The following is a 25,139-nucleotide window of genomic DNA, read 5'->3' as shown; positions in this document are numbered from 1 at the left end:
CTCCGTCGCCATGAGAGGCGACGACGAGGCCTCTCCCACGAAGCGCGGCGCGGCTGCTCCACCACTCCTGGCGCAGCCGGCGCGCGCGCCCTCTCCGTCGCTCTACCCGCTCTCGATAGGCGCCGTTCGGCGCTCAGCCCTGCCCGCGCGAGCGGCGCAGGCGCAGGCCCGCGAGCGCGATGAGCGCAAGCGCTGCTGCCGCCCCGGGGCCCTGGCCGGCGGTGGTCCGGCAGCCGCAGCCGCCGCTCCCGCCGGTGGTCCCGGGCGCGACCCCGCCCGAGCTGGCCGCGGCCTCGGCGCTGCCCGTCGTCGCCGCGCTCGCGGTCGATCCGGCCGTGGCGCCCCTTCCCCCCTCGCCTGCGGTCCCGGCGCTGCCCGCCGCCGTGCTCACGCTCGATCCGGCCGTGGCGCCCCCTCCCGTGGCGCCCTCTCCCGTGGCGCCCCCTCCCCCTGCGGCCGCGCTCCCGGCGCTGCTCGCCGATGACGCGCTGGAGGAGCCCTCCTCGCGGACCAGCGCGAGGTACGCCTCGGCGAAGCGCTCGCCGAGCAGCTGGTACGCGGCCGAGTCGAAGTGATACGCGTCGTCGGGGGCTCGCACGGTGAAGTCGTCCGTGTCGACCCACGCGACCCGCGGGTCCTCCTCGGCCACGGTCACCTGCGCCGCGCGAACGGCGTCGATGTTGGCCTCTCTTCCTGCGGCGATGGGACCGCCGTTCGCGGGGTAGAGGTTGTCGCTGATCCGGCCGAGCACGACAGGGAGCCCGGGGACGCCGAGGTCCTCGCGGATCGCCCGGATGAAGCCGCGCAGCGTGTCGCCGTAGGAGAACGCGGCCGACCACCCCGCCTCGTTCTCGCCCTGCATCCAGACGAGCGCGGCGATCTCGTACGGTTGCCCCTCCGACTCGAGCCGCGCCAGGGCGCCGTCGAGCCGCGTCACCTCCTCGGGGTAACGGAGGGCGCGGTCGCCCTCGTACGTCGCGGAGTCCAGCTTGCCGAGGAGCGCGCGGTAGAGCTGCGATTTGTAGAGCACCTCGGGGTCCGGCGCGAGGCCGCGCCCCCAGTGATCGACGAGGTTGGTGCCCCCCTGCGCCATCTTCACGATCGCGATCCGGTGCTCCGGGTACGCCGCGGCCATCGCGCGGCCGAACGTGATCTCGGGCCCGTAGCGGCGGGCCTCGCCCTTCGGCTCGAGCGGCCCCCAGTCGGCGCTCGTCGCCTCGGCGTACGGCCCTCCCTCGCGCGCGTCCGGGTTGTAGTGGTCGTACCAGATGTCCGGCTGGCTCTGGAGCTCGACAGGGAGCTGGCGGCCCACGCCGTAGCCGACCATGTTCGACTGGCCCGCGAGGACGAACACCTTCACCGGCTGCGCGATCGCGGGAGCGGAGAGGGACAGCACGTAAGCCGCCAGGGCGATGCAAGACCGCTTCATGGCGCTGTCTATCCCCCGCGCGCGGTGGAACGTCAACACGGCGGGATCGCGATCGACCGGAGAGCGCGCGCGGCGCGCCGGCGCCGAGGTGTTCGAGGAGCGAGCGCGGGGAGACCGCGACTCACGAGGATGGAAGCCTCGTTTGGCAGGCGCACGCCTGCCCTCCTCAGGACACGTGTCGGGCGTTTGTGTGCCCGACGGACGCGAGGTCCCGTCGAGCTCGCCTCGCGGTCATGCCCCTTCGGGCGTCGCCTGATAAGCCGCGCTCGACGGCGCGTAGACCCCGTTGGTCGCATACGAGTAGCGGTGCGGCCGGATGTGGTGCTCCGCGTGGCGCGCGCACCAGAGCGCTGCGCCGCCCGTCTCTTGCCGGTGCTTCACGCACTCCGGGCAGGGCGGCTCGATCTCGGGGACCCGGCCGGCGGTCGCGTGATCTTTCGGCCGGACGATCCACACGGGGCAGCGCGCGAGCCGCGAGACGCGCTCGGCGACCGAGCCGAGGAGCAGCCGTTCGAGCCCGCGGTAGCCGTGCGAGCCGACGACCACGAGGTCGGCGTCCAGGTCGGCGGCGAGCTGGGCGATGTTCTCGGCCGCATCGCCGCGGCGGAAGTGGACGACGACGCGCTTCAGCCGCCCGCCGTCGAGCTTGTTGCCCATGGCGCTCACGCGCTCGCTCGCGCGCTGCTGGAGCTGCTGGAGCGCCACGTCGGGCTTGGTGGCCACCACGGGCACCCGCGAGAGCCCGACGCCGACCCAGCTCTCGGGCTCGGCGTAGACCGCGTGCACCTCGGCGTTCTCGCGACAGCAAGCGGACTCGAGCGCCTGATCAAGCGCGCGGTTGCTCGGCTCCGAGAAGTCGATCCCGACGACGACGATGAACCGATTCGTTTCGTTTGCGCTCGACATGACAGCCTCCTCAGCCTCCATGCGAGGCCCGACCAGCGGTCGCCTCGCTCTACCCATCTGCCCTTCTGCTCTTCTGACCATCTGCCCTTCTGCCCTTCTGCCCTTCTGCCCAACGTTCAGCACGCCGCGTGCCAGGCGTTCCGGGCGCCGGAGAGAACCGCTTCGCGCGCGCTGGATCCCTCGCGCGAGCTGGGCTCTTCCCGCGAGCTGGACGCTCCGCGCGAGCCGAGAGCGAGCTCCTCTCGCCGCGAGCGCTGCGGGCGGGCGCCCCGCGAGGCAGCCCGCAGCCATTTGCGCCGCGGCGCAAACGGCGCGCGGAGGCGCAGACATGACCGCGGCGTACCAGGGCCGCCGCCGCCCGCAGGCGACCTCGCGTGCGTGGCACGAACGGTGCTCATCCCACAGCACACCTCGAGCGAAGGACGCAGAGGCGAACGGGAGACGACGATGACAACCCTTGGACCTACCGGCGGAGAGCACCAGCTCCGGCACCACACGATCCGCACCGCGCACATCGTTGGAGACGACGGCGAGGAATCGGTCGTGGCGACCGTCTACTGTCCGTTGCGGGAGCGTTCGACGACGGCGCGACAGTGCGAGTCGTGCCGCCGCTTCCACGCGCTGCATTTCGACAAGAGCTCGCGCACGACGTCGGTCGTCTGCCATGCCAGCCACGCGGCGTCGGGCGCGGTGGAAGCGGATCCGCTGCGCAGCGTGGGCGTGGACGTGCCCGTGAATCCGGAGGCGCCGCTCGCCGAGATCATGACCAAGGACGTCATCTGCATCCGATCGGAGGTCTCCCTCGACGACATCACGGCCCTGCTCGTCCGCCACGAGATCAGCGGGATGCCGGTCGTGGACGCGGCGGGCAGGCCGGTCGGCATGGTGTCGCGGGCCGACGTGCTCCGTGCAGCAGAGGAGCGCGGCGACACCGAGGAGTCGCGGCCGGTGGCCTCGCGGTCGGGCGAGGTCGCGCCGCTCGAGATGAGCCAGGGCTTCCATGTCTACGAGCCCGTCAGGGTCACCGCGCGCGACGTGATGACGCCCGTGGTGGTGCAGCTGCACGAGAGCGCCAGCATCCGGCAGGCCGCGTCGCTCATGGCCTACGAGGGCGTGCACCGGCTGCCGGTCGTCTCGGACGACGGCAAGGTCGTCGGCATCCTGTCGTCGCTCGACGTGCTGCGGTGGTTCGGGCGGTGCTGCGGGTACCTGATCCCGTCGGCGCGCAAGCGGGCCTGAGGAGATGGCTCGCCGATGAAGCGCACGCGCCGCACGCCCGCTGAGCCTCGCAGCGCGAACGCCGATCCCGGCGGCCCGCATCTTGCAAACCCGCCTCGTGGCCCATCGCGGCAAACCGAGCTCGATCGAAGGGCGCCGGTTCGATCAGCTCGAATAGATCATCGCGGACGTCCAGCGCCAGGGGAGGCGTTATGAGCTCTTCCACCATTCGCATCCAGGACTGCATGACCCAGAGCCCCCACTCGATCGGCGCCGATCAGAAGGTCGGCCTCGCCCGCGCGCTCATGCGCGGACATCGCATCCGGCACCTGCCGGTGCTGAGCGGCGGCCGGCTGGTCGGCATCCTCTCCGAGCGGGACATCTACTGGATAGAGACGCTCAAGGAGCAAGAGGGCGATGAGCTCGCCGTCAGCGAGGCCATGTCGCCGTGCCCCTACGCCGTCGCGCCGAGCGCGCCGCTCTCCGAGGTGGTCCGCGAGATGGCCGAGCACAAGTACGGATCGGCGGTGGTGCTGAACGGCGCGCAGGTCGTCGGCGTCTTCACGACGACCGACGCGCTCGCCGTGCTGGCCGCGCTGCTCACCGAGAAAGCGATCTCCTGACGGCGAGCCGGTCGAGCTGGGCGCGGGCTGCCCGTGCGGGGTGAACCCGCATCGCAGCGTGGGGTTGCAGACCCGGACCGCGCAGCGCCGCGGGCCGTGCCCCGTGCCGCGCCCCACATGCCGGCGCCGGGGCGCGCCTCGCCGGGCTCGCGAGGTGCGCCTCCCGATCCTGCCGTGATATAGAGCGCCTCGCCCGTCCATGAGCCCTCTTGATCACAACGATGTCGCCGTGAAGCCCTCCGCCCTCGTGCCCTCGCTCGACGATCCGCTCGACGAGGGAGCCGGGGCGCCGGCCGCGCCTGCGTCGGCGTACGACGCGGCGCTGCGGGAGGCCGAGGAGCTCCGCAGGCGCCCCTATGTCTCCGCGGGCCCCGAGAACATCATCCGGCAGCACGGCAAAGGCCGGATGACGATCTGGGAGCGCATCCGGGTGCTCACGCCCGAGCCGCCGCGGGTCGTCTTCGAGAACTGGGGGCCCAACCTGGACGGCGCCTCGCTGGTCACGGCGATCCTGCGCATCGGCAGCCGCGACGTGGCGCTGTACGGCCACGATTTCACCGTCCGCGCCGGGTCGATGGACGCGACCAACGGCCGCAAGCTCGCGCGGCTGTTCCAGCTCGCGGGAGAGCGGGGGATCCCGCTCATCGGACTCAACGACAGCGCCGGCGCCTACGTCCCCGCGGGCGTGGGCGGGCTCGACGGCTACGCCGAGGCGTTCGCGGCGCTGCGCAAGATCAGCGGCGTGGTCCCGAGCATCATGTGCATGTTCGGGTTCAACGCGGGCGGCGGCTCCTACCTGCCGCGGCAGGGCAGCTTCGTCATCCAGCCGGGCGGCACGTTCTTCGGCCTGACCGGGGCGGCGGTCGTCAAATCGGTCCTCGGGGAGGTGGTGTCGCCCGACGACCTCGGCGGCCCGCGCGTCCACGGCGCCTCCGGGGTGGCCGATCTCACGGTACCAGACGAGGTGGGCGCGCTGCGCACCACCGTCCGGCTGCTCGGTTACCTGCCGAGCAACAACCGCGAGAGCGCGCCTTTCCAGCGGACGAGCGATCCGGTGGGCCGGGAGACGACCGAGATCGACACGCTCCTCCGCAGGACGATCTCGTCGCCGACGGGATACAACACGCCGCTCGATATCAACATCATCATCCAGCGCATCTGCGATCACGGCGACTACTTCGAGGTGCAGCCGCAGCGCGCGCGCAACACGATCACCGCGTTCGGGCGGGTCGGCGGGCGCGTCGTCGGCTTCGTGGCGAACAACAGCGCGGTGGCGTCGGGCCAGATCGACGTGGCGGCCGCGTACAAGAACGCTCGCTTCATCCGCTTCTGCAACCTCTACAACATCCCGCTCCTCTTCATGGAGGACACCACAGGGTTCCTCCCGGGCAGGGAGCAAGAGGCGATGGGCATCGTGCAGGCCGGCCGGGCCATGCTCGACGCGATCATCGACGTGCGCACCCCGCGCATCCTGCTGCTCGTGCGCAACGCGTTCGGCGGCGCCTATGCCTCGTTCAACAACTACGCGACCGGCGCGGACGTCGTGCTCGCGCTCCCCACGACGCGCGTCGCGGTGATGGGCCCTGCCGGCAAGGAGTTCGTCTACAAGGACGAGCTCCGCAAGGTGCGCGCGCAGGCGAGCGCCAGGGAGAAGGCCGGCGTCAAGGAGCGGCTCGGCCGCGGCCTCGACGAGGCGAAGGCGAAGGCCGAGGCCCGCGACGAGGCCGCGGCGTGGCTGAAGGCGAGAGAGGCCGAGTTCGGCGCGCGCTACGAGCGGGAGCTCATGAACCCGCGCGAGGGGCTCAGCCTGGGATCCATCTCGCGGCTCGTGATGCCGCGCGAGCTCCGCTCGGTGATCGCAGAGAACCTCGAGTTCCTGCTGCGGCACTACCAGCCAGGGCCGTTCACCGGTGTTCAGCGGGAGTTCCATTGATCATGGATGGATTCGAGACCAGGCGAGGTTACGACCGCAACCCGAGGGTGGCGCGCGACCGCAGGCTCGGCCGCTCGGGCTCGGCGTGGGCGCGCTCCTTCGCCGCGGACGACGTGCGGCCGCTGATCGTCTGCCGGGGCCCGATCCGGAAAGAGGCGATGGATGTCTTCGCCCAGATGGGGATCGAGCATTACGGCATCCTCCTGTCGGAGAAGGACTCGATCGTCTACACGCACGCCCTGGCGCCGGAGCTGCGCTGCATCCACCCGGCGCACGTGCACAGGGTGAAGGACTATACCGGCGCCACCAAGGACGAGCGCGTCAAGCTGATGCAGGAGATCGTCGCGATCGCCCGGGCCGGCGGCTATACGCACGTGTTCGCTGGCTACGGCTTCATGGCCGAAGACGAGGAGTTCGTGCGCACGCTCGAGGAGGCGGGGCTCGTCTTCATCGGCCCGCGCTCGTCGGTGCAGCGCGCCGCCGGGCTCAAGGACGAGGCGAAGCGGACGGCGCTCGCGACCGCGGTCAGCGTGACGCCCGGCATCGACGACGCGACCCGGCGGATCGTGCTCCGCAGGTGGCCCGATCACGCGGCGCTGCGCGCGGCCGCGGCAGACCGCGGGCTGCTCGGCGAGGGCGCCGCGGGCGCGCGGCTCTCCGACGGGGTCCCGCTCGCCGAGGCAGCGGACGCGCTGCTCGCGGCGGCGTACGCGCGGCGCGTGGATCTCTACACGACCGACGAGCTCTGCGAGGAGCTCGAGCGGGGCGCGGCCGAGCTGCTCGCGCACCACCCGGGGCGACGGATCCGGCTCAAGGCCATCGGCGGCGGCGGCGGCAAGGGGCAGCGGCTCCTCGCCGGCATCGCGCCCGACGCGGCGGCCCCCGAGGCCGCGGCGCGGGCGCGGGCGGCCGAGGTCCCCGCGCTGGCGCGGGAGGTCCTCGCGGAGGTGAAGGCCGCGGGCGTCGGCGACAACAAGAACATCCTGCTCGAGCTCAACGTCGAGGAGACGCGGCACAACGAGATCCAGCTGATCGGCAACGGCGCGTGGTGCGTCGCGCTGGGCGGGCGCGACTGCTCGCTGCAGATGCACGAGCAAAAGCTGCTCGAGGTCGCGATGACGCAGGAGGGGCTGCTCGAGGCGATCGAGCGTGCGCGCGCGGCCGGCGAGGTTCCGCTCGCGGCGTCGCTCGAGCGCGAGCTCGCGTCGCTCGCCCGGATGGAGGCCGAGGCGGAGCGGTTCGGGCAGGCGGTCGGGCTGAACTCGGCCTCGACGTTCGAGTGCATCGTCGAGGGGGATCATCACTACTTCATGGAGGTCAACACCCGGATCCAGGTCGAGCACCGGGTGTCGGAGCTCTGTTATGCTCTCCGCTTCGAGAACCCGGCCGATCCGGCCGACGCGTTCGAGGTGACGTCGCTCGTCGAGTGCATGGTCCTCCTCGCGCGCCACGGGGAGCGGCTGCCCCGGCCGATCCGCGTCCGGCGGGAAGGGTCCGCGGTGGAGGCGCGCCTCAACGCGACGAACGGCGCGCTGGAGCCCCACGCGGCCGGGATCATCGTGTCCTGGAGCGATCCGCACCCGCACGAGATCCGCGACGATCAGGGCATCTGCGTGAAGAACCCCGACACGGGGGTGTTCATGCATTACCGGGTCGCCGGCGCCTACGACAGCAACATCGCGCTCCTCGTGACCTACGGCGCGTCGCGCGAGGAGGCCTACCAGCGGATCTGCGAGATCCTGCGCACGACCACGCTGCGCGGCAGCGATCTCCACACGAACCTCCAGTTTCATTACGGGCTCGTGCACTGGTTCCTCGCGCGGAGCGTGTGGGCGAAGCCGACGACGCGCTTCGTGGTCCCGTACCTCACGCAGGTCGGCCTGCTCGCGGTGGAGCTCGGGGGGCTCGACTTCGACGCGATGTGGGCCGAGCTCGGCGTCCGCCACGAGCGCCGCCTTGCGGCGCGGGCCGGCGCCACGGACGCGAGCGGCGGAGGAGCGTTGAAGAAGGTCTTCACGCTGAAGGACACGCTGGTGCGCCGCCCCGTGGAGAAGATCTGCGCGGAGCCGCACCTCCTGTCGGCGTGGCTCAGCCGGAACATGGGGTCGTTCGAGATCCGGTCTGGGCGGGTGCGCTGGCAAGAACCCGATCGAGGTGCTCGCGGACACGTACTGGCTGCTCAACATGACGCCGCAGCCGCAGGCGCCCGCTGCCCATGTGATCTGGGATCACGACCAGGAGGTGCTCTCGCGGGCGCTCGGCTTCTACCGGCGCGTCGGCGAGCGGATGGGCCAGGCGGGCGGCGCGCCTCCGTGGCCCGAGCTGCGAGCGCATCTGTCCCGGGATACCGCGCCTCACGGCCACGACGCCGAGCTCTGGCGGCGGGTTCGCGGCTCCCACCTCGGCTTCCAGGCGGGCCTGGAGCTCCTCGACGCGCTGGTCCTCGCGGGGGACGCCGCGCGCTTCTTCGAGCTCCGCGCGCGGGAGGACGGCACGGTCGCCATCCCCGAGCGCCTGCTCGATCGCGAGCTCTCGGCCCGCATGCGCAAGGTCCTCGCGCCGCCGCCCGCCATGCGGGCCAACGAGATCGTCGCGGTCACCGGCGGCATGTTCTACGCGCAGGAGGCGCCGGACCGGCCTCCGTTCGTGACCAAGGGCAGCCATTTCGCTGCCGGCGATCCGCTCTACGTGATCGAGGTCATGAAGATGTTCAACAAGGTGCTCGCGCCGTGCTCCGGCACTGTCGAGGAGGTGCTCATCGACGGCGGCGACGGGACGATCGTGCAGAAGGGCCAGCCGCTCTTCCGCGTGAAGCCCGACGAGGTGCTCGTGGAGGAGGACTCGGCCGACCGCGCCCGCCGCCGGCGCGAGGCGACGCTGCGGTACGTCGACGCGACCTTCGACGCCGAGGGCACCTGAGGCCGCTGCGAGCAGGACAGCCTGCTCACGCCGCGGGAGGCGGGGGCAGCGGCCCTGCGCAGGGGAGCTCGACGATGAAGGTGGCTCCGGCGCCGGGCTCGCAGTCGCACCGGATCGAGCCGCCGTGGTCCTCCACAATCTTGCGGCTGATGTACAGGCCGAGGCCCAGCCCGCCGTAGTGCCGCTCCGAGACGGCGCGCTCGAAGCGCTCGAAGATGCGGCTGCACTGCGCCGGATCCACGCCGATGCCGTGGTCCCGGACCGCGAGCCGGGCCACGCCGTCCTCGGCGCCCACGGCGATCTCGATGGGCTTGCCGGCGCCGAACTTGATCGCGTTGCCGAGGAGGTTGGTGACGACCTGGTCGAGGCGTGACCGATCCCAGCGTCCCACGACCGGCACATCGCCGCGGATCGAGATCGAGCAGCGCGCCCTCGCCAGATCGGCCTCGAAGCGCGCAGCCACCGCGCGGACGAGGGCCCCGAGGTCGACGTCGCCGAGCTCCAGCGCGCGCGGGCTCGACTCGATGTGCGAGACGTCGAGCAGATCGTTGATGAGCCGGGTCAGCCGGGTCGTCTGCCGCGAGAGGCGCTCGAGCCGCTGATCCATGACCTGCGGATCCACAGGGCGCCCCGCGCCCGCCGCGCGGCGAAGGGACTGCACCGAGAGCGTGAGCGAGGTCAGCGGCGTATTCAGCTCGTGGGACGCGACGGAGAGGAACTCGCTGCGGGCGCGGACGGCCTCCTGAGAGGCGCGGTAGAGCCGGGCGTTGTCGATCGCGAGCGCCGCGCGGTGCGCGACCTCCTTCGCCAGCTCGAGGTCGGCGCGCCCGTAACGACGCCCCGGCGTGCCCGAGGAGAGCGTGAGCGCCCCGAGCCTCTGCCCGCGCACCACGAGCGGCACCGAGAGCCCGGTCCGCGTGCCGAGCTCCCGGACCAGCCGAAAGTGCTCGTCGTCGTCGCACATCGTCCGCAGGATCTCGTCGGGCAGCTCCGGCATGAGGAGCGGCTCGCCCGTGCGGAGGACCGTGATCGACGCGTGGGGTGAGCCCCAGCGCGGCGGATACCGGAGCTGAAGCTCCTCGAGGACAGGCGCCTTCTCGGGATCTCCATGCGCACAGGCCAGGCGGCGGAGCTCTCCGTCTTCCACGATATCGATCGAGCACCAGTCGGCCAGGGTCTGGACGCAGAACTCGCCGAGGCGGGCGAAGGTCACCTCGTAGTCGAGCGATTCCGACAGGACGACGCCCGCCTCGGCGAGGAACGCGGATCGGCGCTCGGCCTCCTCGGCAGCCGTCCTCGCCGTCCGCTCCTTGGCGAGGAGCCGCGCGTTCTCCAGCGAAATCGCCGCTTGCGTGGCGAGCAGCTCCAGGGCGGCGAGCCGATCCGGGGTGAAGGCACCGTCGAGGAGGTTGTTCTCGAGGTAAAGCAGCCCGACCACCTCGGCCTGCCTGAGGATGGGCATGCAGAGCACCGACCTGGGCCGGCTCCGGGCGAAGTAGCCGTCGCCCGCGAACTTGCGCGCGTGGGCGGCGGCGCCGCTCAGGATGACCCGCTCCTTGGTGCGGTTCGCGTAGTGGACGAGCGACGCGGGGACGCGCAGCGAGCCGTCCAGCGGCTCCGAGCCGAGGAGGGTCGTCGTCGCCCCGCGCTCGCCGAGGCTCGCCTCCGCCTCGATCGAGAGGCCCTGATCCTGGCACAGGAGGAGGCAGGCCCTCTCCGCGCCGCCCTGCTCGAGCACGATCCGGAGCAGCGTGCGCAGGAGCTCGTCGAGCACGATCTCACCGGAGATGGTCTGCGAGGCCTTGGTCACCGAGGAGAGGTCGAGCTGATCGGAGTCCACCGCGACGGTGGCGGTGGGCGGGGGAAACCGCCGCTCGACGAGGTGGGGATTCTGCCGGTCGAGGTGCCTCACCTTGCCGTGGGCGCCCCAGCGGGCGTAACAGGCACGGGCGTTGCGGAGGTACAGATCGGCGAACTCCTCGAGCCCTCGCGCCCGGTAGAACCGGGACGCGACCTCGTAGGCCACGGCTTCGTTGTGCACGAAGCCATTGTCGCGCGCCGAGCGGATGGCCTCCTCGAAGAGGCGCTCGGCGTCGAGATGGCGGCCCTCGATCCGGGCGACCTCGGCCTGGACGAGGGCGTGACGGTCCTGGAAGTTCTCTGCGCAGTGCTCTGCCCAGAAGGACAATTTCCGCGATTGCACCTCGAGGAGCGCTGCGAATTGCCGTTGTTCCGCGGCAGGTGCATCTGCGTACATCGCCGTCAGCGTGAGCGCGTAGTAGAAGTGGTGCGTCGCCTCGTTCGCCAGGGCCATCACCTCGCGCAGCATCGGCGCCGCGCGGGCCGCGGCCTGCCGCGCCTCGGCGTATCGTCCGTCGATGAACGCCGCGACCTGCTTCATGACGTGAAAGAAGGCGACCCCGATCCCGAAGCCAGCCTTTTCCATCGCGAGGACACACTCCACCTCGTCATAGGTATCGTCGTTGAAGCTCGTGGGCGCTCGTGTCGCCCCCTTCAGGCTCGCCGCGAATTGCTCCTCGGTCCTGAGGAGGCGGCGCGCCAGGTCGTGGTGGCTCTTCTCGGCCAACGACGCGTACTTGCGCGACGCCTCGATGATCTGCTCGATCGAGCCGCCGCTCTCCACGACGAGCCACACCAGGTTGAAGGAAGCATAACCAGCAAAGACGAAGTCCCCGACATCGAAGCAAGCGGCCCACGCCTGCTCCATCGTGGGAAGGAGCGTCGCGAAGCGCACGCGCCAGATAGAGACGAGGGCCGCGTGGTGGAAGAGCAGCCTCCCCTTCAGCGCCAGGCCGTTGAACCTCTCGTTCAGCCTGAGCGCCATTTCGGAGAACTGGCACCCCCAGGATATGTCGCCGCACCTCGATACCAGCAGGGCGGCATAACAACTGTAGACGAAGGCGGACTCTTCGCAGTTTCCATACTCCAAGGAGAAGCTCAATGCCTTGGCGATGACCAGGGGCCAGTACGCCGGTCGCGTGCTGTACGTCGGAGCCATCGCCTCGACGAGCAATCCGATGATGGCCCGCACGCGCTCGTCCGTGGTCGTCGGTGCGAGCGCGAGATCGGCGATGGCGCGCCCGCGCAGGAGGACGGGGACCCTCTGGAGCTCGGCCTCCACCGCGGCCTGGATCTCGTCTTCGGACTCCGGGAAGGTCACCCCGAAGAGGCGCACCGCCTCGACCATGGTGCTCACGGCGTCGCCGAGCCGCCCGGCGATCTGATAAAGGCGCAGGCGGAGCCGATGGGCCTTGGCGCGGTCGAGCGGTGAGCGTGCGCGCGCGAGGATGAGGTCGAACCGATCGTCCGCCCGCTGGAAGTCACCGATGAGGCACTCGCATTCGGCGAGATCCAGGTGGATCGCGAGCGTCTCTTCGTACCGCCTGCTCCAGGCGTCCTCGGGCAAGAGGGATGAAGCCTGGGCGAGGTAAATCTGCGCACACGCATAGGCGATCGCGGCCTTCGCCTTCGTCCCTGCCAGGAAGTCGAGCCGGCAGAGCGCCTCCTTTTCGCGCGGATCGGTGATGAGATGGGCGCCGCGGTTCCACTGGTTCGCGACGTCGAAGATCCGCTCCGCGATCGCGTCCTCGGGCAACCGCGACGCGAGGAGCCGGCCGATCCGGAGGTGCTCTGCGGCCCGCTGCTCCTCCGGCACCAGCGAGTAGGCCGCTTCCTGGACCCGGTCGTGGAGGAACTTGCACGTGCCGTCCAGATCGAGGACCAGCCCCGCCCGGATGGCCTCCCAGAGGTCCGCCCGCGTGCCCTCTTCCAGGCCGCCGTGGACCATCGCGAGGAGCGCGATCTCCGCGGTGTTCCCCAGACAGGCGAGCTGTTTCAACGCCTCCTGCGTCGCCGGGGGCAGCCTCCGGAGCTTTGCGACCATCAGGTCGACCACGTTGTCCGTGAAGCCCTTCTCGCGGATCCTCGCGACGTCCCACCGGAACCGGCCGCTCCGCTCGTCGCGCTCGATCAGGCGCTCTTCGTGGAGCTCGGTGAGGAACTGGATGGCAAAGAAGGGATTGCCCGCCGTCTTGTCCTGGATCAGCTCGGCGAGCGGCGCGGCGTCCTCGACGGCGCAGTGGAGGGCCTCGCCGACGAACCTGGCGAGCGCTGCGGGCGGGATGGGACCGAGCACGATGTCCGAGACGCGGGCACCCGCCTGCCGCACCTCGGAGAGGCTCCGCAGGAGCGGGTGAGAGGCGGACACCTCGTTGTCGCGGTACGCGCCGATGACGAGGACGTCCCGCACCTCCGCGTGCGTCAATATCTCCTGGAGCAGCCCGAGGCTGGCCGAGTCGGCCCACTGCAGGTCGTCGAGGAACAGCGCGAGGGGGTGCTCGTGCCGGGCGAACACCCCGATGAAGCGCTGGAACACCCTGCGGAACCGGTTCTGCGCTTCGACCGGCGGCAGCTCCGGGGCAGGCGGCGGCCGCCCGATGGCGAGCGCGACCTCCGGGATCACGTCGACGATGAGCTGGGCGTGGATTCCCAAGGCCTCGATGAGCCGCCGCCTCCAGGCGGCGATCTGCGCCTCGCTCTCCGCGAGGATCCAGCGCACGAGCTCCCGGAAGGCCTGGACGAGCGTGGCATAGGGGATGTCGCGCTTGTACTGGTCGAACTTCCCCGAGATGAAGAAGCCCCCCTCCCGGACGACCGGCGCCTCGATCTCGTGGACGAGCCCGCTCTTGCCGATGCCGGAGTACCCGGAGACGAGCGCGAGCTCCGGTGTACCCGTCGCAGCCACGCGGTCGAACGCCCCCTTCAGGACGGCGATCTCCGCGTCCCGCCCGTAGAGCCTCTGGGGGATCTGGAGCTGATCGGACACGTCGCGCTCCCCCGGCGTGAACGGCTCGATCGTCCCGCTCTGGGTCCACTCGGCGAGGCACCTCTCCAGATCGCGCAGGAGGCCGCGGGCGCTCTGATAGCGGTCCTCGGGCGCCTTGGAGAGGAGCTTGAGGACGATCTGCGCGACGGCGTCGGGCACCTCGGGGACGACCTCCGAGGCGCTCGGCGGGGCGTGCGCGACGTGACAGTGGACCCACTCGACGGGATCGTTCGCCTCGAAGGGGAGCCTCCCGGTGAGCATCTGAAAGAAGGTGACGCCGAGCGAGTAGAGATCGGCGCGGCGGTCGATCGCCCGGTTGGTCCGCCCTGTCCGCTCCGGCGCGAGGTAGGGCAGCGAGCCCTCGATGAGGCGCGCCGGCTGCGTGGGCCGGCGCTCCCGGGGGAGACGGGACGCGAGGCCGAACCCGGTGATCTTCACCTCGCCGCTCGCGGGGATCACGAGGATGTTCTGGGGCTTCAGGTCCTTGTGGAGGATGTCCTTGCCGTGGATCTCCGCGACCGCGCCGGCGATGCGGACGGCGACCGGGAGGAACCGATCCATCGGCATCGGCTCGCCGAGCAGGCGATCGAGGGAGTCAGCCCCTTCGTCCTCGAGGACGAGGGCGGGCATCCCTTGGTACGTCTCGAGGGCAAGCGGCCGGACGACGGCGGGGGTGTCGAACAGCGCTCCGATCTCGTATTCGCGCCTGAGCTGCTCGAGCTCCTTCGGCCCGCTGCGCCGCGGGTCGAGCGCCTTGAGGAGGACCGGGTGGCCGTCGACGTCCCTCCGCGCGCGATGAACGACCGCCCTCCCCCCGCCGGAGAGCGTCTCGAGGATCGTGTACTGTGCGGCTGGAGTCATGGGGGATGACCTGAGGTGGCGACGCTCCACGTCGCTCGGGGCCATGGCTGTGGCTGCCTGCCCCCCATGAACTCCGCTCCAGGGTGGTGGCCCGGTCAGGCGGGGCCATCCAAAAGGCGGGCCGCGGGAAAGCGGCGTGAAAATCGAACGGTTCGGGCTGCTACATGTGGGAGACGATTGTACTCTTCGACGCCGGTGAGAAGGGCAACAATCTGGCCTACCCCCGCGCGTTGCGGTACCCTTATTGCCGAGGGGGCTCGCGCGATCGGATGACCGACGAACCCAGGGTCAAGGGGGTGGCGTTTCGCTCCGTCTATGCGAGCTTTGGCAAGCTGCGCGGCGAGCCTGTCCAGAAGCTCAGCCTCGATGCGATGTGTGAACCGCTGCGCGACGGCATCCGCTATGGCAGCCTCGTCTCCACCGGCTGGTACCCGATCGCCTGGTACAAGGACCTGTTCCAGGCCATCCGGCGCGCCAGCGGCGAAGGCAAAGAGCTCATCCACCAGATTGGCCGCCAGTGTACCCACGACGACATGAGCGGCATCTACAAGGTCATCGCTGGCCTCATCTCCCCTTCCACCCTCTTCTCCCTCGGCCAGCGCGTCTTCTCCAACTACTACTCCGCCGGCCACGTCCGGGTCCTCGAATCCCGCCGCGGCTTCACCCGCGCTCTCTGGATCCACTGCCACGGCTTCGATGAGAACATGTGGACCGAAGTCATCGGCTCCTGCGAGCAGCTCCTCGTGATCGGCGGCGCCAACCATGTCCGCCAGCGCATCATCGCCGGCGGCGGCGACAACGACGATCACCTCGAGTTGACAGCACACTGGAGCTGAGGCTCCGCGGCGAGCGTCCGTGAAGCGATCGCGGCCACGCAGGGCCCCTGCAGGCAGCGCCCCATGAAACGACGCGTTCACGTGGTTTTGCCTGAAGGATCGGCAAGCTCGGCGGCATCCATGCGGCAGGAGACGATCTCGATGAAGCTAGCACAGCCCGCGGCGGCCACCCGCGCGAGCACCCCTCGATTCCTGGCCTTCCTTCTCTCGACGGGCATGGCGCTCGCGGGGTGCACCACCGAGATCGCCGTCATCGGTCGCGACCTCGGCGCCACGACGTCGTCGTCGCCCGCCTCGTCCTCGTCCACCGCCGGCGGTGACGACCCCGGCATCCTCGATCCCGGCGCCGGCGGCGGCTCCGCCCAAGGCAGCGCCGGCGCTGGCGGAGACGAGCGTTGCGAGCCGAAGCTCGCCGGGCTGGTGCGCGACTTCAAGGCCTCCGGCTCTCCCGGCGGGCACCCCGATTTCGAGTCGTTCGTGGGCGACGGCCTGAAAGGGATCGTCAAGCCGGAGCTCGGCCCCGACGACAAGCCGGTCTATGCCCATGAGGGCGGCACGGAGCAGACGACCGGGCCCGAGGCGTTTTATCAATGGTATCACGACGACCCCACGGTCAACGTACGGATCCGGTACGACGTCCCTCTCGAGCTGAGCGACCGCGGCCTCGGAGAATTCGCGGCGCCGCAGTTCTTCCCGATCGACGATCAGGGGTGGGGCAACGAGCAGCGGGAGCACAACTACGGCTTCACCTACGAGCTCCACATGACGTTCGAGTACCGGCCCGGCGGTGTCTTCATGTTCGTCGGTGACGACGATCTCTGGGTGTTCATCAACAGGCGCCTCGCGATCGACCTCGGCGGGCTCCACGTCTCGACCCCGGCGCAGCTCGATCTCGACGCGAACGCCGAGGAGCTCGGCATCGAGCCCGGCAAGCAGTATCCGCTCGACTTCTTCTACGCGGAGCGCCGGGGCGGAGGGTCGAGCTTCACGATCATGACGTCGTTCAAGTTCACGAACTGCGCCCCGATCCTGAGGTAGCGCCGAGCGCGCTCACGTGCGCCTCGAGGCTCAGCCGCGCGAGCGGCCAGAGGGGCCATTGCTCGTCTCACGGCTTGACCTCGCGGCCGACCTTCCGGCAGACTCCCGCGCCTCGATCGCCTATGCCGCACAAAATCTGCGTCGCCGCGCCGTTCGCGCTGGCGTCCGCCTTGCTCCTCCATGCCGAGGCCGTCCGCGCGTCGGGCGCGCTGGAGATCACCGGCGCTCCCACGAGCGCCAACGGGCTGAACGCACGGGCGCTCGCGCGGGGACCCGAGGCCGCGTTCTTCAACCCGGCGCTCCTGCCGTACGCGGCGGCGACGACGCAAGCGGGCTTCTTCGTGCTCGTCACGCACGGCGACATCACCCTCGCCGCGCGCCCTCCGGGCGTCGACGTGCCCGAGTCGGTGTACGATGGCCAGATCCGGAATCCGGACGGCTCGACCTCACGGCTCACCCACCGGCCCATGCCGGGGTCGAAGCTCCCGAGCCCGCGGGCTGACACGCGCGACCGGCAGACCAACACGTACGCGACCCTCGGGTTCGTGAGGCCGCTCTACGAGGACCGCCTCGTCCTGGGCTTCTACGCCCTGCTGCCGCTCAGGAGCTTCCAGGAGCAGCGGGCCTTCTTCGCCGACGAGCGCGCGCAGTACTTCTCGAATCGGCTGGAGTTCGAGCTGCTGGGAGATCGCTTGTCGGTCACCAGCCTGGCCGTGTCGATGGCGGGCCGGATCACCCGCTGGTTATCCGTGGGGGCGGGGGTCGACGTCACGATCGGCACCAGCGCGCGGACCGCCGTCCACGTGCCCGACGCGAGCGACCAGCGGACCGCCCTCATCAACCCCGACGTGGAGGTCGAGAGCGTCTTCGCTCCTTACTTCGCCTTCGCGACCAGCCCAGCCCCCTGGCTGCGCCTCTCGGCCACGCTCCACCTCGCCTCGGCGTCGGACACCGACGGTGAGAACAGGATCCGCTTCTGGAACACCACCTATCCGGAGGGCGAGAGCTCGGTCCCGCAGGCCTATCGCTTGACGCTCGGCCACCAGCCGACGCGCGTCAGCGTCGGGGCCTCGGTCACGGGCCCGCCGAGCGGAGACCGAGGGGGCGAGCGCGCCGCGCGCTCGAAGGGCCCGGCGCTGCCCGCCTGGGAGATCGGCGGGCACGCGCTCCTGACGCGGTGGTCGGAGTACCGCGATCGGCACGCCGAGGCCCCGCCGGACCCGTGGTCGAGCACTGTGTCCGTGGGGCTCGGCGGCGCGGTCGTGCTGGGGAGCCGCAGGCTCTCTGCCGACGTGGCCTTCACGCCGTCTCCGGTGCCGGACCAGACCGGCAGGACCAACCACGTCGACAACGCGCGCCTCGCGGTCGCCGCCTCGTTCGAGACGCCGGTGTCGCTCTTCGGCGCCGACTTCGGGGTGGGAGCGTTCCTGCACGGCCAGCTGCTCGTGCCGCGGGAGGTGTCGAAGAGCCCGTCCGCCAGGAACCCCGTGTTCGACGAGGTCCCCGACAACCTGGTCGACATCGTGAGCGGTGAGCCGCTCGACGGTGTCGAGGGGCTGCAGACGAACAACCCGGGTTATCCCGGCTTCTCGAGCGGCGGATGGCTGGCCGGCGCCGGCTTCGTCCTGCGGCTGCCCGAGTGAGCCACACAGCGAAGCCGGCGTCCTCTTGATGGATCGGTGACCCGGCGGCGCTGGGTCACGCGGCGCGCCGCGACCGCCGGGAGGGGCTTTACTGGAAGAGCGTGTCGGCCCTTTCCTTGATCCAGGCGCAGTCCGCGTCGTCTGGTGTGCGGACCATCACGAAGGTGCTGTTGCACTCCTCCGGATCGGGATACGTCCTCGAGGCGGCCATGGTCGCCTTGAGGCTCGCAGGATCCGTCTCGAGCACGCTCTGCTCCGACACGAACCCGAGTCGACCCTCGATGCGATCGGTCGCGACCGCAACGCCGTCGAGCTCGGTCCGCGCCCGCTCGGCCACATACACCGACCCGTCGATGAGCCCCTGGAGCTGAACCGTCATGCCCGGGTGTCCATCCTCGTCCTGATCGACGACGCGAGCGTCCGCCGGATCCGTGGGTAGCTCGTCCTGCGTCGGGTCGTCGAGCGCCGCGCCGATCACCTCGTGGAGGGGCCCGAGCTCGTAGCGGAGCCCCCCTTCGCCCGCCGCGAACGTGCCCTCGCGGGTCACCGGCGCGAGCGCCCCGCGGAAGCTGTCCGGGATGACGGCGTGCACGATCGCGTCCGGGTCCTCGGTGTAATGGTCGCAATATGTGCCCTGCAAGGAGATGGCGTCTCCATTCTGCTGCTGCGTGATGAGCATCACGCTGACGATGCGCGTCTGGAACGGCGGGAGCCCCTGCGCCTGCGTGAGCTGCGACCCGATGGCGCGGTACGCCCAGGTGCCGGAGACATCCGTGACGTCCGGCGCCGCGGTCGGAGCGCAGCCCGGGGATTCCCCGCCCGCACCACCTCCCGTCCCCGCGGAGCCCGTGCTCGTCGTGGCGCCCGTCGTCGTCGCGCCCGCGTCGTCAGCGTCAGCAGGATCCGATCCGCAACCCAGGAGGGGCAAGGCAAGCAATCCAACGAACAGGTTGTACCTCATCCAAAGCTCCATGCATCGCTGGCCCGCGCGTCGAGGCGGCCGTGAAAATGGCCGCTTCCGGTCGTCCATGGCCAGCTCGCCCACGTTCGGACGACCGGCGCGGTTGTTAGCATAAGCGCGCGCGCTGGAGGTGCGCCGACGCGCCTGCTCCTCATTTTTTCCGCCGCATCCCCATGCGCACGGCGAAGAGCAGCGCGACGAGCGCCGCGTAGCGCAGAGGCCCCGTCGCGTCCTTGTTGCGCAGAGGAAGCCCCGAGCACCTTCACAGCGCGACCCCGCCAGGGCGTCGTGTTTCTGGCAGGGACCGCGCCAGAGCTCCGCTCGCGACACCGACCTGCGCATCCAGCAACTTCCAGCATCTCGCGCATGGCGCCTTGGACGACCTTGTCCTCGAACGCCGAGATTTCACGCGGCGCCGCCGGGCGTCATGGCTCTCCGCCCTCAGCTCTCTTTCCCGATTCCATTCTCCACTTCACGGAGGTCTATCACACGATGAGGGTCGCGACCGACCGGGTGTGTGCGCGGCATGTGGACGGATCGGATCCGGATATTATATGATGAGCGTCGGCGTAGCCTCGCCGGCGCGAGAGGACGCTTGCGTGGTCCTGCGCCCATCTCGACTCGATTGCACCAGTACCACATCGGGGGACGACATGACGTACATCAGGAGACACACGGCGCTGCTGGCGATATTGGCCACGACCGGGATCATGGGCTGCATGACGGCAACCGGATCGAGCGACGAAGCGACGGGGATGAACGAGGAGATCGTCGAAGAGGCCTCGAGCGCCCTCACCCGGGCGCCCATCTATGCGGGGCCGAATGTCTTTGTCCGGCGTGTCTTTCTGCGCTTCACCCCCAACGCCAACGGCCCGGTGGCCATGGCCGTTCAGGTCGGCGCCATGGTCAGCCTCGTCTGCCACACGAGAGGCGATTATGTGAATGGCAACAACCTCTGGTACAAGCTCGACAATGGCTACTACGTCCCCGACGCGGCGGTATGGACGGGTACCAACTACCCTGTCGAAGCGCCCTGTGTAGACTAGAACGGCGTTCCCCAAGTTCGTTCCTGGTCCCCTCGCCTCGAGAAGACCATGGTGCCGTCGTCCACCGGGCCGAGCTTCATCGCGAGCAGATCGAGCACGTAGTTCTGGCGGAAGTACCACGGCGCCTTCGATCCCTGCTTGGGCAGGTGGTCCACCGAGCGCCGCACGTAGCCCGACGTCAGGCCGAGCAGCGGCCGAGGATCGAGGACGGATTCATCAGGGCGCGGCAAGCACTGCCGGTAGCCGTGGCGATCCATGTGGTTGAGCAGCCGGCAGACGTACGTCGAGGCCAGCTCCGCGCGGAGCGTCCACGAGGCGTTCGTGTAGCCGAGGCAGAGCGCGAAGTTCGGGACGCCGCCCAGCATCAACCCCTTGTAGATGAACGACCTGCCGGGATCGAGGACGTCGCCGTCGACGGCGATGCGGATGCCGCCGCAGAGCAGGAGCTCCAGGCCCGTCGCCGTCACGATGATGTCCGCCTGGAGCTCCTTGCCCGACTCGAGCAGGACGCCGTTCTTCGTGAACGTCCGGATGCTGTCGGTGACCACCGAGGCGCGCCCCTCCTTCACCGCACGGAAGAGATCGGCGTCCGGCACCAGGCAGAGGCGCTGATCCCACGGATCGTAGCGAGGGTTGAAGTGTGTATCGATGTCGAAGTCGGGCGGCAGATGCCGGGCGACGCCGCCGCGGAGCATCCGCCTGGCCAGCCGCGGCGCGCGTTGACAGATCTGGTAGATGAGCAGGCTGAGCGCGACGTTCTTCCAGCGGGCGACGCGGTGGGCCATCCGCTCCGGCAGGTGCTCGCGGATCGCGTTCGCTATCGGGTCCTCCGAGGGCAACGAGGCGATGTAGCTCGGTGAGCGCTGGAGCATCGTCACATGCGCTGCGTCGGCGGCCATCGCGGGCACGAGCGTCACGGCCGTGGCGCCGCTGCCGATGACGACGACGCGCTTGCCACGGTAGTCGAGATCCTCCGGCCACTGCTGGGGGTGCACGAGCTGTCCCTGGAAGTCGTCGCGGCCGGGAAAGCTGGGCGTATACCCGCTCTCGTAGCGGTAGTAGCCGCTGCAGATATAAAGGAAGCTGCAGGAGTAGCGGACGAGCTCCTCGCCTGGGCCGACGTCCACCTCGACGGTCCACCGCGCGTGCTCCGAGGACCATGACGCGGATCGAACCCGGTGATTGAACCGGATGTGCCGGTCGATGCCGAGCTCCCGGGCCGTGTCGCGCACGTAGTCGCGGATCGAACTCCCGTCCGCGATCGCCTTGGCCTCCTTCCAGGGGCGGAAGGAGTAGCCGAGCGTGAACATGTCCGAGTCGGAGCGGACTCCAGGGTAACGGAACAGGTCCCAGGTACCGCCGATCGCGCTGCGCCCCTCGAGGATCGCATACCGCTTGCCCGGGCAACGCGTCTGGAGGTGGTAGCCGGCGCCGATGCCGGAGAGGCCGGCGCCTACGATCAGGACGTCGAAGTGCTCGGTGGACATGCTGGGTTCCCGGGGGCGAGCGCCGTGGCGCTCCAGGACCCGAGCATAGCGTGGCGGTTCACGGCTGAGCTCGGCGCCACGAGCACATTTCGGGGCGCCGCGCGGCGGCGAGGAGGCGCGCCAGCGAGCTGACGGGCGCTGGCGCGCGGGTGCATCAGGTCGCCGGCGCGCCGCTCGCCGCGGGCGTGGCCATCCCTGACACCTCGCCGGCCGCCGGCTTCGCCGAGGCTGCGCCCGCGGGCCGCCGGGTGAAGACCCCCGCGACGAACGCCACGAAGGCCGCGACGCCGACGATGAACAGGCTGTCTCCGACGAACCGCATCCAGCGCAGCGCCTCGAGGACCGGCTGCTGCAGGAACTCCGCGCTCCGCGCATACCACAGCCCGCGCTCGACGCTGGCCCACGCCTGCGCGAGCCCGATCGGCAGCAGGCTCAGGAGGATCATGAGGCCGAGGCCGCCATTCATCCCCCAGAACGCCACCCGGAGCCGCGCCTCGTTCCACACCGCGTCGGGGCGCAGGCGGCGGAGCATCACCAGCACGAGGCCGAGGGACAACAGCCCGTAGACGCCGAAGAGCGCGGCGTGCGCGTGCACGGGCGTCGTGTTGAGGCCCTGCATGTAATAGAGGGCGATCGGCGGGTTGATGAGGAAGCCGAACACGCCCGCGCCCACGAAGTTCCAGAACGCGACGGCGACGAAGAACTGGATGGGCCAGCGGTAGGCCTGCATCCACCCGCTCCGGTGCTGCATCTGCCAGGTCTCGTGCGCCTCCATCCCGACGAGGACGAGCGGCACCACCTCGAGGGCGCTGAAGCTCGCGCCGACCGCCATCACCGAGACCGGCGTGCCGCTGAAGTAGAGGTGGTGGAACGTGCCGGGGATGCCCGAGATGAGGAAGATGCAGGTCGACAGGATCGCCGCCCGCGCCGCGCTGTCCGGACGCACGAGGCCGAGCCGGGTGAACAGGAACGCGATCGCCGCGGTGGCGAACACCTCCATGAACCCCTCGACCCAGAGGTGGACGACCCACCAGCGCCAGTACTCCATGACCGACAGGTGCGTCTTCGCGCCGTAGAAGAGCCCCACGCCGTAGAACATCCCGATGGCGACCGTGGCGCCGGTGAAGAGCAGCACGATGTGCCGGCTCATGTCGCGCCGGGCGAGCGCGGGCCAGAGCGCGCGCAGCATCAGGAAGAGCCAGAGCGCGAGCCCGCCGAAGAGCGCTATCTGGAAGGCGCGGCCGAGGTCGACGTACTCGTACCCCTGGTGCCCGAACCAGAACGAGGTCTCGAGCGAGAAGCGCTGCTTGATCGCCAGCCACTCTCCCGCGAGCGAGCCGAAGACCACGAGGACGAGCGCCCCGAAGAGGACGTTCACGCCGAGCCGCTGCCCCGTCGGCTCACGCCCGCCCACCGCCGGCGCGAGGAACAGCCCCGTCGCGAGGAACGCGGTCGCGATCCAGAAGACGCCGAGCTGGACGTGCCAGGTGCGCGTCACCGCGTACGGCAGGATCTCCCCGAGCGGCAGCCCGAAGACCTCGTTCCCCTCGACGGTGTAGTGCGCGGTCAGCACGCCGAGCGTGACCTGGAGCACGAGCAGCGCGACCACCACGACGCAGTACTTCCCGACGGCCCGCATCGACGGGGTGAGCACCCACCCCGCGAGCGGATCGCGCGCCGGCGCAGGGTCGGACGGCTCCTCGCCGCGGCGGAACGCGTGGTACCAGACGAGCGCGCCGATCCCGGCGAGCAGCAGGACGATGCTCACGATCGACCAGATCACGTTGGCGCTCGTGGGGACGTTGCCGACGAGCGGCTCGTGAGGCCAGTTGTTCGTGTAGCTGGCGCCGGTGCCGGGGCGCTCCGCGGCCGCGGCCCACGAGGTCCAGAAGAAGAACGCCGTCAGCTTGTCGCGCCGCCCGGCGTCGGGGACCGCGGCCGTGTGCAGCGCGTAGCTCTCGCGCAGGCCGGCGAGGCTCGGCTCGTCGCCGAAGAGCGCGCGGTAGTGCGCCGCGGTCTCCTCGATGGCCAGCGCGCGATCCTCGGGGACCGTGAGCGCGCCGGTCGCGGCGTCGTAGCCGTTGTGGCGCATCGTCCGCTGGAGCCGCGCCTTGAGCGCGGCCTGCGCCTCGTCCGGGAGCGACGCGAACGGCGCGCCGTGCTCTCGCTGGCTCCAGAGCGCGAGCTGCGCCTCGGCCTCGCGATGGAGCCAGTCCGCCGACCAGTCCGGCGCCTGGTAAGCGCCGTGCCCCCAGACGCTGCCGACCTGCTGTCCGCCGATGCTCTGATAGACCAGCTGCCCGTCCAGGATGTCGTCCTTCGTGAGCAGCACCCGGCCGGACGGCGTCTCCACCCGCTCGGGGATCGGCGGGGCCTTGCGGTACACCTCCCGGCCCGTGAAGCCGAGTATCAAGAATCCAGCGGTGATGACGGCGGCGAGCGCCAGCCAGAGTCGTCGTAGGTTATGCATAGCGACCTCGTTGTTCGCGTGAGCCCCGGCGCGCCCGCGCCTCCGCGGCGCGACATCGGGAGCTCCGGCCGTGACGCCGGCCATGAAGCAGGCGCCGTGCCTCGCGCGTGCCCCCTTGTTTTCGCGGCGCGCGGCCATGCGCCGGAGGCGGGGGGCGCACCGTTTGCACGAAGGCGCACCCGCGGCTCGACCTCCTCTGCCAGAGCGAGGCCAGGACGCGTCGCGCCGGAGACCGCGGCGGCGCGCGCGAGCCCAGCGCCGAGCGGCTCGGCCTGGGCGCCGCCGCTCGCCGGCGGGCGGCGGCGCGGGCGCCGGGCACGAGCCTGGGCCTACCGTCGCGCCGAGGCCTCCGGCTGGGGTATCCTCGGCCACGCGCGCCGCTCCCCTACCCCGGCGCCGTCGCGGAGGCCCTCCCCATGTTCAAACGCATCGCGCACGTCTGTCTCAACGTGAGAGATCTGCAGCGCTCGGTCGACTTCTACGGCAAGCTCGGGTTCGCCACCAAGTTCCACTTCACCCGAGAAGGCGCGCCGTTCGGCGCGTACCTCGAGATCGCCGACGGCAACTATATGGAGATGTTCGAGGACCGGAACCTCGGCGAGGTGGTCAATACCGGGATCGCCCACTTCTGCCTCGAGACCGACGACATGGACGCCGTGACGGCGACGCTGAAGAGCCGCGGCGTCCCGTTCACCGAGAAGAAGCTCGGCTGTGACAACACGTACCAGATCTGGCTGGCGGACCCCGACGGCAACAAGTTCGAGGTGCACCAGTACACGCCGACCAGCACGCAGTACACCGGAGGGGTGATCGAGGCGGACTGGTAGCCGCCGGCCACAGCGCAGCAGCGGGGGTTGGATGGCGGGGCGCTCCATCGCTCGCGCGTGGCGAGGAGCGAGGAGATCGGCGGGCTCATCGGTTTA

The 25,139-nt window shown here is 70.3% G+C and carries 15 protein-coding genes and 1 pseudogene; 10 read left to right on the top strand and 6 right to left on the bottom strand.

Features of this window, described 5'->3' with window-relative positions; translation table 11 throughout:
• Nucleotides 1-133 precede the first annotated feature (133 nt).
• Both POL72_RS27260 and POL72_RS27255 read right to left on the bottom strand, forming a co-directional pair.
• Complete coding sequence (locus POL72_RS27260; protein ID WP_272098572.1) at nt 134-1,429, bottom strand: sialate O-acetylesterase; 1,296 nt, start codon at nt 1,427-1,429, stop codon at nt 134-136.
• Nucleotides 1,430-1,660: 231 nt separating this feature from the next.
• A complete protein-coding gene (locus tag POL72_RS27255) occupies nt 1,661-2,335 on the bottom strand; it encodes a universal stress protein (RefSeq protein WP_272098570.1) in 675 nt (224 codons plus the stop codon).
• A gap of 447 nt (nt 2,336-2,782) precedes the next feature.
• On the opposite strand from POL72_RS27255, the gene POL72_RS27250 reads away from it, so the two are divergent.
• From POL72_RS27250 to POL72_RS52310, 5 genes and pseudogenes are all read left to right on the top strand, one after another.
• Nucleotides 2,783-3,574 (top strand): CBS domain-containing protein, encoded by a 792-nt coding sequence (locus POL72_RS27250; RefSeq protein ID WP_272098568.1) that lies wholly within the window; start codon nt 2,783-2,785, stop codon nt 3,572-3,574.
• A gap of 191 nt (nt 3,575-3,765) precedes the next feature.
• Nucleotides 3,766-4,176, top strand: a complete 411-nt coding sequence (locus tag POL72_RS27245; RefSeq protein WP_272098566.1) for a CBS domain-containing protein — start codon at nt 3,766-3,768, stop codon at nt 4,174-4,176.
• Between the two features lie 229 nt (nt 4,177-4,405).
• Complete coding sequence (locus tag POL72_RS27240) at nt 4,406-6,109, top strand: acyl-CoA carboxylase subunit beta (protein ID WP_272098564.1); 1,704 nt, start codon at nt 4,406-4,408, stop codon at nt 6,107-6,109.
• 2 nt (nt 6,110-6,111) lie between these two features.
• Nucleotides 6,112-7,404, top strand: a pseudogene (locus POL72_RS52315) (biotin carboxylase N-terminal domain-containing protein); the annotation flags it as partial.
• An 889-nt stretch (nt 7,405-8,293) separates the two neighbouring features.
• Nucleotides 8,294-9,028 (top strand): biotin/lipoyl-containing protein, encoded by a 735-nt coding sequence (locus POL72_RS52310; protein ID WP_307730636.1) that lies wholly within the window; start codon nt 8,294-8,296, stop codon nt 9,026-9,028.
• Between the two features lie 25 nt (nt 9,029-9,053).
• Here the strand turns inward: POL72_RS52310 and POL72_RS27225 are convergent, their stop codons facing one another.
• Entirely contained in the window at nt 9,054-14,735 is a 5,682-nt protein-coding gene (locus POL72_RS27225; protein WP_272098562.1) for an AAA family ATPase, read from the bottom strand.
• Nucleotides 14,736-14,899: 164 nt separating this feature from the next.
• Here POL72_RS27225 and POL72_RS27220 point away from each other — a divergent pair, with 164 nt between their 5' ends.
• From POL72_RS27220 to POL72_RS27210, 3 genes are all read left to right on the top strand, one after another.
• Nucleotides 14,900-15,571 (top strand): hypothetical protein, encoded by a 672-nt coding sequence (locus tag POL72_RS27220; RefSeq protein ID WP_272098560.1) that lies wholly within the window; start codon nt 14,900-14,902, stop codon nt 15,569-15,571.
• Nucleotides 15,572-15,712: 141 nt separating this feature from the next.
• Entirely contained in the window at nt 15,713-16,609 is an 897-nt protein-coding gene (locus POL72_RS27215; RefSeq protein ID WP_272098558.1) for a fibro-slime domain-containing protein, read from the top strand.
• A 122-nt stretch (nt 16,610-16,731) separates the two neighbouring features.
• Nucleotides 16,732-18,252 carry a hypothetical protein gene (locus POL72_RS27210; RefSeq protein WP_272098557.1) on the top strand — a complete coding sequence of 507 codons (1,521 nt, stop codon included), beginning with the start codon at nt 16,732-16,734 and terminating at the stop codon, nt 18,250-18,252.
• Nucleotides 18,253-18,340: 88 nt separating this feature from the next.
• Here the strand turns inward: POL72_RS27210 and POL72_RS27205 are convergent, their stop codons facing one another.
• Entirely contained in the window at nt 18,341-19,213 is an 873-nt protein-coding gene (locus POL72_RS27205) for a hypothetical protein (protein ID WP_272098556.1), read from the bottom strand.
• A 653-nt stretch (nt 19,214-19,866) separates the two neighbouring features.
• Between POL72_RS27205 and POL72_RS27200 the strand changes: the two genes are divergently transcribed.
• Entirely contained in the window at nt 19,867-20,259 is a 393-nt protein-coding gene (locus POL72_RS27200) for a hypothetical protein (RefSeq protein WP_272098555.1), read from the top strand.
• Here POL72_RS27200 and POL72_RS27195 read toward each other — a convergent pair.
• A complete protein-coding gene (locus POL72_RS27195; protein ID WP_272098554.1) occupies nt 20,256-21,746 on the bottom strand; it encodes a flavin-containing monooxygenase in 1,491 nt (496 codons plus the stop codon). The genes POL72_RS27200 and POL72_RS27195 overlap by 4 nt on opposite strands.
• Before the next feature lie 154 nt (nt 21,747-21,900).
• Nucleotides 21,901-24,216 carry a nitric-oxide reductase large subunit gene (locus POL72_RS27190; protein ID WP_272098553.1) on the bottom strand — a complete coding sequence of 772 codons (2,316 nt, stop codon included), beginning with the start codon at nt 24,214-24,216 and terminating at the stop codon, nt 21,901-21,903.
• A gap of 416 nt (nt 24,217-24,632) precedes the next feature.
• Here POL72_RS27190 and POL72_RS27185 point away from each other — a divergent pair, with 416 nt between their 5' ends.
• Nucleotides 24,633-25,043, top strand: coding sequence for a VOC family protein (locus tag POL72_RS27185; RefSeq protein WP_272098552.1), 411 nt, complete (start codon nt 24,633-24,635; stop codon nt 25,041-25,043).
• The last annotated feature ends 96 nt before the right edge of the window (nt 25,044-25,139 follow it).

It is taken from the genome of Sorangium aterium (genome assembly GCF_028368935.1).
Classification (GTDB): domain Bacteria; phylum Myxococcota_A; class Polyangia; order Polyangiales; family Polyangiaceae; genus Sorangium; species Sorangium atrum.
This window is presented reverse-complemented; position numbering and strand designations above follow the sequence as displayed.